The 7,903-nt window shown below is 50.1% G+C and carries 13 protein-coding genes; 12 read left to right on the top strand and 1 reads right to left on the bottom strand.

The genetic code is table 11. The features are described from left to right. Window positions 1-15 precede the first annotated feature (15 nt). From lpdA to ACPLUI_RS08130, 11 genes are all read left to right on the top strand, one after another. A complete protein-coding gene (lpdA, locus tag ACPLUI_RS08180) occupies window positions 16-1,416 on the top strand; it encodes a dihydrolipoyl dehydrogenase (protein WP_424659777.1) in 1,401 nt (466 codons plus the stop codon). A gap of 22 nt (window positions 1,417-1,438) precedes the next feature. Next, window positions 1,439-1,813: a hypothetical protein gene (locus ACPLUI_RS08175; protein ID WP_424659776.1), complete on the top strand. Its 375-nt coding sequence runs from the start codon at window positions 1,439-1,441 to the stop codon at window positions 1,811-1,813. Further along, window positions 1,810-2,106: a 4Fe-4S dicluster domain-containing protein gene (locus tag ACPLUI_RS08170; protein WP_424659775.1), complete on the top strand. Its 297-nt coding sequence runs from the start codon at window positions 1,810-1,812 to the stop codon at window positions 2,104-2,106. Before ACPLUI_RS08175 ends, ACPLUI_RS08170 begins: the two co-directional genes overlap by 4 nt. Then, entirely contained in the window at window positions 2,096-2,956 is an 861-nt protein-coding gene (gcvH, locus tag ACPLUI_RS08165) for a glycine cleavage system protein GcvH (protein ID WP_424659774.1), read from the top strand. The genes ACPLUI_RS08170 and gcvH overlap by 11 nt, the downstream gene beginning before the upstream one ends. After that, a complete protein-coding gene (locus ACPLUI_RS08160) occupies window positions 2,949-3,347 on the top strand; it encodes a putative zinc-binding protein (RefSeq protein WP_424659773.1) in 399 nt (132 codons plus the stop codon). The genes gcvH and ACPLUI_RS08160 overlap by 8 nt, the downstream gene beginning before the upstream one ends. A gap of 4 nt (window positions 3,348-3,351) precedes the next feature. Then, complete coding sequence (locus tag ACPLUI_RS08155) at window positions 3,352-3,804, top strand: putative zinc-binding protein (protein WP_424659772.1); 453 nt, start codon at window positions 3,352-3,354, stop codon at window positions 3,802-3,804. A gap of 69 nt (window positions 3,805-3,873) precedes the next feature. Further along, complete coding sequence (locus tag ACPLUI_RS08150; RefSeq protein WP_424659771.1) at window positions 3,874-4,047, top strand: hypothetical protein; 174 nt, start codon at window positions 3,874-3,876, stop codon at window positions 4,045-4,047. A gap of 180 nt (window positions 4,048-4,227) precedes the next feature. Next, the gene (locus ACPLUI_RS08145; RefSeq protein ID WP_424659770.1) at window positions 4,228-4,455 is read left to right on the top strand and encodes a hypothetical protein; all 228 of its coding nucleotides are present in this window, start codon (window positions 4,228-4,230) and stop codon (window positions 4,453-4,455) included. A gap of 243 nt (window positions 4,456-4,698) precedes the next feature. Continuing rightward, the gene (locus tag ACPLUI_RS08140) at window positions 4,699-5,088 is read left to right on the top strand and encodes a helix-turn-helix transcriptional regulator (RefSeq protein ID WP_424659769.1); all 390 of its coding nucleotides are present in this window, start codon (window positions 4,699-4,701) and stop codon (window positions 5,086-5,088) included. A 217-nt stretch (window positions 5,089-5,305) separates the two neighbouring features. Continuing rightward, window positions 5,306-5,536, top strand: a complete 231-nt coding sequence (locus ACPLUI_RS08135; protein WP_424659768.1) for a type II toxin-antitoxin system HicB family antitoxin — start codon at window positions 5,306-5,308, stop codon at window positions 5,534-5,536. Further along, on the top strand, window positions 5,533-5,763 hold the full coding sequence (locus tag ACPLUI_RS08130) for a type II toxin-antitoxin system HicA family toxin (protein ID WP_424659767.1): 231 nt from the start codon (window positions 5,533-5,535) through the stop codon (window positions 5,761-5,763). The genes ACPLUI_RS08135 and ACPLUI_RS08130 overlap by 4 nt, the downstream gene beginning before the upstream one ends. 209 nt (window positions 5,764-5,972) lie before the next feature. Here ACPLUI_RS08130 and hcp read toward each other — a convergent pair whose 3' ends face one another. Further along, the gene (gene hcp / locus ACPLUI_RS08125) at window positions 5,973-7,256 is read right to left on the bottom strand and encodes a hydroxylamine reductase (protein WP_424659778.1); all 1,284 of its coding nucleotides are present in this window, start codon (window positions 7,254-7,256) and stop codon (window positions 5,973-5,975) included. Between the two features lie 435 nt (window positions 7,257-7,691). On the opposite strand from hcp, the gene ACPLUI_RS08120 reads away from it, so the two are divergent. Then, window positions 7,692-7,903 (top strand): hypothetical protein (locus ACPLUI_RS08120; RefSeq protein WP_424659766.1); only part of this gene is annotated, 212 nt, incomplete at its 3' end.

Raw genomic sequence — 7,903 nt, 5'->3', positions numbered from 1 at the left:
TGATGAGGTGGTAACGTGGAGGCGCGGCTGGTTCAAGTGGATGTAGCCGTGCTGGGTGGCGGTCCGGCAGGATATGTGGCGGCCATAGAAGCTTCCCGGCTCGGAGCAAGTGTGGCTCTTGTAGAAGAAAAAGATATTGGTGGAACATGTCTGAACAGGGGCTGCATACCGACCAAAGCGTTGCTTAAAACTGCGGAGATGGCTCGCTCCTTAAAAAAGGCCGGGGAGTTTGGTTTTGAGCTGAAACCGGCGGGGGTATGCTGGGAAGTTGCCCAGGCCAGGAAAGAAAGAATTGTTAAGAACCTGAGGATGGGTCTGGAGCACCTTTTAGACAAGAACAATATCCAGGTGTTCCGGGGCTACGGAGAAATACGCAGCGCCAACCAAATATTTGTAAAAAATGGCGGAACAGAAAACATTTTAAGCTGCCAAAAAATGATCATAGCGACTGGGTCGGCCCCGGCTATACCCGATATTCCCGGGATATCGCTCCCCAATGTTCTTACCAGCGATGAGGCACTTAATTTAAAAGAAGTGCCACGTGATATACTAATCATGGGAGCAGGGGCTATTGGACTTGAATTTGCCACCATGTTTAAGGCAGTTGGGGCAAAAGTTACGGTGGTGGAAGTTCGAGAGAACATCCTCCCTCAGGAAGATAAGGAGATTACCACGGAACTGTTAAAAATCATGAAAAGACAGGGGATTTCCTTTAGATTATGCGCGCGGGTTTGTGAAATTAAGGAAGACGGTGAGGGACTGGAGGTGGTTATTGAAGAGAAAGGGAAGGAATTGTCATTGAAAACAGGTATGGTTTTGGTTGCTATCGGAAGAAAGTTGAGAATAAATTCCTCAGACGTGGCAGCTCTGGGAGTTAAAATAGAAAACGGTGCCATTCTGGTAAATGATAAAATGGAAACCAGTGTCAAAGGGGTTTACGCAGCCGGGGATGTGGTAGGTGGCAAACTTCTGGCTCACGTTGCCTTTTCCGAAGGGAAAGTTGCCGCGCGAAACGCGCTGGGTTGGGAAAGCAGGGTGAATTATCTCACGGTACCTTCATGTGTTTATACAAACCCCGAGGTTGCCTCTGTTGGTTTGAATGAAGAGCAGTGCAAGTCACAAGGTATTCAATTTAATGTGGGCAGGTTTAATTTCAGGAATAATGGCATGGCCCTTTGCATGGGGGAGAGGGACGGGTTTGCCAAGATAATTATTGATAAGGACAGCCATGTAATCCTGGGAGCTCAAATCCTGGGGGCGGGAGCCACGGAAATGATTTCCGAACTGACCCTGGCGATTGCTATGGGTGTACGGGTAGAGGTACTTGCCGACATGATTCATCCGCACCCGACATTAAGTGAAATAATAATGGAAGCATGTGGAGATACAATATCGATGGCCATTCACAAAGCATAAAAAAGGCAGAGGGGGATAAACGATGAACGAAAAAGAGAAACCAGGTTTTATCATGTGTGTATGCACGGGGAAATGTCCGGGGTTCTCAAAGATGGACATTTGGGACTTTATCAACCGGGTTAGGGTGGAATTACCGGTAGAGTACGGTTTTATTCACCCGCAGCTCTGTGAAACCGACGGGGACAGGTTTCTGGCCGACTTTTTAAAATCCGGCCGGAAGATTATCGTCGGTGGCTGTGCACCCAACATGCAGTATAAGATGTTCCGGGACGCTTTCGAACACGCGGGTATGGACATTGGGAAAGACCTGATTCCGCTGGATATCAGGGACATGACGACTGACGAAGCCTTTAAAAAGGTTCAGGAAGCACTTGAACGGATGGAGGAGCAAAAATGAGCGAAGAGACTTTCATGGGCGTACCCAGGAAACTCATTGACTGGTATCCACGGATTGATTACAGCAAGTGTAATTACTGTATGGAGTGTGTCAAGTTCTGCCCACACAACGTTTATGAAGTGAGAGAAAACGAGGAAAAAAAATTAATCGTAAAAAATCCTGAAAACTGCGTGGTTTTCTGCCGAGCCTGCGGGAAGGTTTGCGGTCTGGACGCCATATCATTCCCGGACAAGGCCGAGACTACAAGAAAAATAAAAGAAATTAGAAAGGAAATGGAAAACAATGGCAAATAGCTATGCTGTTCTACCCTGTAACGGGCTGGATAAAAGTGCTGGCTGTATTGCCCGGGAAATTGCACTGCTTGTTGCCGAGCGGTCGGAAAGTGAATTGCTCTGTCCGGTTTTTTACCGGATTTCCGATGCGCGATATAATAAAATAGCAAATGAAAAGCCTCTGCTTGTGATTGACGGCTGTTCAACTCGTTGTGCCAGCAAACTGGCGGCGGAAAAAGGACTTAAGATCGCTAAAAAAATTACGGTGGCGGAGGAAGCAAAAAAACGCAATGTTACTCTGGGAAAGTCATTGAGGTTGGGTGAAGCTGAACTCGCGCTTGCCTCTGAAATCGCTGACGAACTGCTTCAGGAAGAAAAAGATGAAAAAGTAGAAACGACGTTGGAGGACATTTTTTCCGGAATAGTATACGACTACGAGATCTATAAAAAGGACAAGTTTATTTTCCGTGTACCCAGGAGCGGCTTTTACTTTAATGAAAACGACTGCTGGGCTTATGTTTCCGGCAATAGGGCCAGGGTCGGAGTAACGGATTACGTCCAGCAAAGTCTTTCCGATATCATGTTTTTCAACCCCCCCGAAGTTGGGGTAGAGGTTGAGCAATTCGGTGAACTGGGTGCCATAGAATCGGCGAAGGCCGTATTTGAAGTGGTTTCTCCCGTATCAGGCAAGGTGGTGCGGGTAAATGAAGAACTGGTATCCTCTCCGGAATTGATTAATGAAGACCCTTATAAAAAAGGGTGGATTGCTGAGCTTGAGCTGACTGATTTTGAAAGCGACAGGGAACTTCTACTTGATTTTGATAAGTACTTTGAAATTTTGAAGCGAAAGGTGGATGAATTTCATGTCTAAGGTGATGGTCATCCCGTGCAGCGGCATAGGTAAGGTTATGGGCTTGGTGGCGCGGGAGGCGGCTCTCAAAGTTACTACCGAATTATGTCCAGACGAAGCTGAAACATTATGTCTTGCCCACATCGTAACTGGCGATAAAGAGGTAAGAGATAAAATTGAGGGAGCTTCCTGCATATCTATCGATGGCTGCCCCAAGCTTTGTGCGGCCAAGAATGTAGAAATGGCCGGCGGGATAATTAAAAGGGGGTTCCGAACAGTCGACATATTTAAGGAGCACAAAGGGGCCAAAGCTGGCGATGCTACCGCTCTTACAGATGAAGGATGGCAGATGGTTGATGAATTGGCTAATAAAGTTAAGGATGCTATAAAAGACCTGTTAAAGGAGGACTGAAAGAATGAAAATCGGTGTAGTTTCTTGCAGCGGGGAAGATTGTCTGGGAGGAACGATTTCCAGGCTGGCCACCAGAAAAATGCTCGACGAAATCCATCCGGAGGAAACGGTCACAATATGTTTGCCGTTGTTTCTGGCGGGCGGGATTGAAGAAAGAAGCTTCGCCCAAAATTTTCCCACTATTACCGTTGATGGATGTGACAAGTATTGCGCTAAAAGAGCTACGGAAAAATACAGCGGCAAGGTCAGCGACTACGTTATGGTGGCCGATATAATAGGTAAAGAGGCCGCGGAGTCAGGTCCTCTTTCAACTAAAAACTTGAGTGAAGAACACAGGGCAATGGTTAACAAGGTAGCTGCGGAAATTAAAAGGAAGTTTGAAGCCATTCTCAATGGTTCGTCTCAAGGAACCACCCGAAATAATGGGTGCGGGTGTGGGTGCGGTTGCGGGTGTTAATTGGTTCTTTCAGCTCCAGTTTGGATAATAGGCCGGGGTATGATCCCGGCTCTTCCTTTATCTGGGTTTTTGAACTTAACCAGTGAAAGCTTTGTCCAGTTTACAGGTTGTAACGCAGAAGCTGCGGCCATTTCTCGTTCGCGTGAAACCATCGGGCTCAAGGTGTTCGGCAAGGTCCCCGGAAAAGAAGACATCAAGCGTTACATTGAGGAAGAAAAACAAAAGAACTCCTTAGTTTGCTAGAGTACCTGCAGGCACGAAGCGGGAGAAAGGCTCCCGCTTTTTTCTTTAAGCCTAAAAACTTCTTGCTTGAGAAGAAAGACCTGATATTTTTTTTGAAAAGGCGTTTACAAAAACAATGGGTGATGCTATACTACTTATAGAACCATATAGGCATCTAACACATAGAGGAGGTGAATTCATATGTTCTACGCGCCTGAAAAGGGCTACTGTTGCGGTCACCAGGGATATGGTCACGGTTATAGTCACGGGTATACTCCCGGGCACCGGGGCTGCCACTGTCACGGCGGTCAATTTCACCGGCATTTTTACAGCAGGGAAGAACGGCTGGCCCGCCTGGAAAACTACTTGAAGCAATTGCAGGCCGAAGTCAAGGCGGTAGAAGAAAAGCTTAAGGAGTTAAAAGGTTAACCGGTAATTTATCCCGGTCAGAAGGGGTTATTTCCCTTCTGGCCTCTATTTTAAGAATCGGGGAAATACCGCGAAAACCATATTGTTCTGAGTGCCGGGCCGTACGAAACCGGTTTGCTTAATATTTGTCGGCAAAAAAACTATTAATAAGATGTTTAAAGCGATTGAAAGTATTGTGGCATAATATCCGGAGCGGGGATTATTATCCCGCACAGGTCCCACCTGGTGAGCGAGGGATGTCTGATGTGCAGAAATCACGGTCCCGGCCACCGTCACGGCGACTGCCGGTGTGCCGGGGCTCCTATGGAGCGGTTTATGCAGCCGTGCCTTTTACTTTTACTTCACCGCCGTTCGGCCCATGGTTACGAACTGATGCAGAGCTTGAGGGAGTTTGGCTTCCATGACAGTGAGGCCGACCCGGGTACGGTTTACCGCAACCTGCGTCGCCTGGAAGAGGAGGGCCTGGTTTCTTCCCAATGGGATACCAGCGGTGGCGGCCCGGCCAGGCGCCTGTACCAGTTGACTCCGGAAGGGGAGGAACTGCTCCACGCCTGGGCGGAAGCAATCACAAACAACAAAAGGCGGCTGGAATATTTCCTGGCCAGGTACCGGGAGGAGTTTGGGCAAAGCTGAAGAAGGATCGCATTTATTGAAACCGCCCCTAGAAACTGCCCCCTTGCCTTCCCGCAGCCAGAGCCAGACCAGGTAGCCGCCCCTATTTCCGCCAGCCCGGTACCGGGACGTTTAAAAACTTCCCCCTTGTGCAGGGATTTTGCCCGGAAAGAGTGAAATATTGTTTTGCTGACACATACTATGTACGGGCTGCAATGTTGCCGGGGAGGTTTTCGAAATGCTTTGCAGGTACAAAGTTATCCTCGAGTGGGACGAAGAAGGGCAGGGGTACGTCGTTTCCGTCCCTGCTTTACCTGGATGCTTCACCCAAGGAGACACCGTTGAAGAAGCCCTGGAAAGGGCGAAGGAGGCTATAGCGGGCCACCTTGCGGCTTTGGCCCGGGAAGGTTTGCCCCTGCCCACAAAAGACGTTGAAATAGCTGAAGTGCAGGTAGAGATAGCCTCATGAGTAGGCTGCCCAGGGTTACAGGTCAAGAAGTGGTTAGTGCGTTAAAGAAGGCAGGCTTTGTGGTGGTGAGAATACAGGGCAGCCACCACCACTTACGAAGGCCGGGTGCTAAAAGCCTGGTTACTATTCCTGTGCATTCCGGTGAGATCTTAAAGCCAAAGCTCTTGAAAAGTATACTGGAGCAAGCGGGAATCACTGCCGGAGAGCTTAAGGATCTTCTCTCTTAAGCGGTATTTTGCGGAAAGCACAGCGAAGAGGCGAAGCACTGCAGGACTTTGTGGGGGGGAGTTTTCTGAAAACTTGAGTCCGGTGGGTATTTGTCTATTAAGATATATTAAGATATAAAGGCCCCGGCCGGGGTGTATGATAGCCGGCCGGGGCGTTTTAATGGTCTTACCCTGCATCGTCATTCTTTGCGCAGGATTCTGCAGCAAGTTTAGCCAAGGATTTCCTTCAGGTCCTGTTCGGGTGTAGTGATTAGCTTCAGGTTGTAGTTGTCCTGCAGCACTTTGAGCACGTTCGGTGAAATGAACGCTGGTGCGGACGGGCCGATGCGGATGTTCTTGATCCCCAGGTGGAACAGGGTGAGCAGGATGGCTACGGCTTTTTGTTCGAACCAGGACAGTACCAGGCTCAGGGGCAGGTCGTTCACGCTGCAGTTAAAGGCCCCGGCCAGAGCTGCAGCCACCTGGATGGCCGAGTAGGCGTTGTTGCACTGGCCCATATCGATTAACCGCGGGATGCCTTCAATTTCACCCAGATCCAGGTAGTTGAACTTGAACTTGCCGCAGCCCAGGGTCAGCACCACGCAGTCCTTGGGCACTTTCTGTACGAATTCGGTGTAGTAGTTCCGGGACTTTTTCACCCCGTCGCAGCCGCCCACCAGGAAGAAGTGGCGGATCTTGCCGGCCTTGACGGCGCCTATGATTTTATCGGCCAGGGCTAATACTGCGTTGTGGTGGAAGCCCGTAAGCAGTGTCCCGCCCTCTTTCTCCGGCAGGGGTGGCAGCGTTCTGGCTTTTTCGATGACCGGCGTGAAGTCCCGGTTTTTAATATGGGTTACATCCGGCAGTCCGGCTATGCCGCAGGTAAACATGCGGTCCTTGTAGGATTCTCTGGGAATGAGCACGCAGTTGGTGGTGCCCAGGATGGCGCCCGGAAACTGGTCGAATTCGGTTTTCTGGTTCTGCCAGGCGCTGCCGTAGTGGCCGGCCAGGTGGGGGAATTTTTTCAGCTCCGGGTAAGCGTGGGCGGGGAGCATTTCCCCGTGGGTGTAAACGTTGATCCCGGTGCCTTCCGTTTGTTTCAACAATTCATACAGGTCTAAAAGGTCGTGACCGGTGATCAGGATGGCCGGGCCGGCCTTGGTACCCGTCGAAACCCTGGTGGGTTCGGGGGAACCGAATCGTTCCACATGAGCCCTGTCCAGCAGTTCCATGACCCGCAGGTTCATTTCGCCGCACTTGAGTACCAGTTCAATGTGCCGGTTCAAGTCGAAGTCCACGTTGGTCAGGGTGGTAAACAGCGCTTCATGCATGAAGGCGTCCACCTGTTCATCCCTGGCACCCAGTTCCCGGGCGTGGTAGGCGTAAGCGGCAATCCCTTTCAAAGCGATGATTATGGTATCCTGCAAACTGGCGATGTCCTCGTTTTTGCCGCAGACGCCTGCTTTGGTACAACCTGTGCCGTTGGCCGTCTGTTCACACTGGTAACAAAACATTGGTAGCTGGACCTCCTTTAAGTTTTTGTTTTCGCTCTGCCCGTTGAGCAAGCGGCTGATGATGTTACCGAACATGGTTCAATTACCTCCCTGGATTATGCTGGATATAATGCGCTACTGCCCGGGGCAGAAAGTATCTTGACTTGACTAGAATTATAGGTTTCCGGGACGGGGTGGACAGTGATTTGAGTCACAAAATATAGGGATTTTGATCATAAGGTTTGAGTCTATGATTTAGCCCTGTGAGCTCAAGGCACTTTTTTCAGGTGGGGATTCACAGGAGACAGAGTAAGCTGAAGGTGAGTAAGCCCAACGCGGTATGGCTGTCCTGGTTTCACATGCCGGTGGATTTCCCCCGGTGAAGCTACGTTGTCTTTCATATCCGGGCAGGGAACGGCTAAAAAATGTCGAAAAGTTCCTCCAGGGTGAATGTTGATGCTGATTTTGCACGGAACCTGGCTTCCCGCTGGTGTGGTAGGTAAGGAAAACGGCTATTTTTTTGTGTGGGGAGAACTGGCCCCTGGTACGGAGTTCAGCGGTACGGTGCTGCCCCGCAGGCGGGGACGCCGGCCCCGGGGCTGGCACCCCGGACAGGCTGAAGTGGCCGATTTGTACCACGGGATGGATTTAAAGCGGGTGCCGGATAC

The sequence above is a fragment of the Desulfofundulus sp. genome (assembly GCF_049701015.1).
In the GTDB taxonomy this organism is placed as follows: domain Bacteria; phylum Bacillota; class Desulfotomaculia; order Desulfotomaculales; family Desulfovirgulaceae; genus Desulfofundulus.
This window is presented reverse-complemented; position numbering and strand designations above follow the sequence as displayed.

Excerpts from the sequence above, each read along its gene's own strand:
- ACPLUI_RS08135 (WP_424659768.1), top strand. The coding sequence starts at position 5,306 with ATGCTTTGCAGGTACAAAGTTATCCTCGAGTGGGACGAAGAAGGGCAG.
- ACPLUI_RS08175 (WP_424659776.1), top strand. The coding sequence starts at position 1,439 with ATGAACGAAAAAGAGAAACCAGGTTTTATCATGTGTGTATGCACGGGG.
- gcvH (WP_424659774.1), top strand. The coding sequence starts at position 2,096 with ATGGCAAATAGCTATGCTGTTCTACCCTGTAACGGGCTGGATAAAAGT.
- ACPLUI_RS08160 (WP_424659773.1), top strand. The coding sequence starts at position 2,949 with ATGTCTAAGGTGATGGTCATCCCGTGCAGCGGCATAGGTAAGGTTATG.
- hcp (WP_424659778.1), bottom strand. The coding sequence starts at position 7,256 with ATGTTTTGTTACCAGTGTGAACAGACGGCCAACGGCACAGGTTGTACC.
- ACPLUI_RS08155 (WP_424659772.1), top strand. The coding sequence starts at position 3,352 with ATGAAAATCGGTGTAGTTTCTTGCAGCGGGGAAGATTGTCTGGGAGGA.
- ACPLUI_RS08140 (WP_424659769.1), top strand. The coding sequence starts at position 4,699 with ATGTGCAGAAATCACGGTCCCGGCCACCGTCACGGCGACTGCCGGTGT.
- ACPLUI_RS08130 (WP_424659767.1), top strand. The coding sequence starts at position 5,533 with ATGAGTAGGCTGCCCAGGGTTACAGGTCAAGAAGTGGTTAGTGCGTTA.
- ACPLUI_RS08170 (WP_424659775.1), top strand. The coding sequence starts at position 1,810 with ATGAGCGAAGAGACTTTCATGGGCGTACCCAGGAAACTCATTGACTGG.
- ACPLUI_RS08145 (WP_424659770.1), top strand. The coding sequence starts at position 4,228 with ATGTTCTACGCGCCTGAAAAGGGCTACTGTTGCGGTCACCAGGGATAT.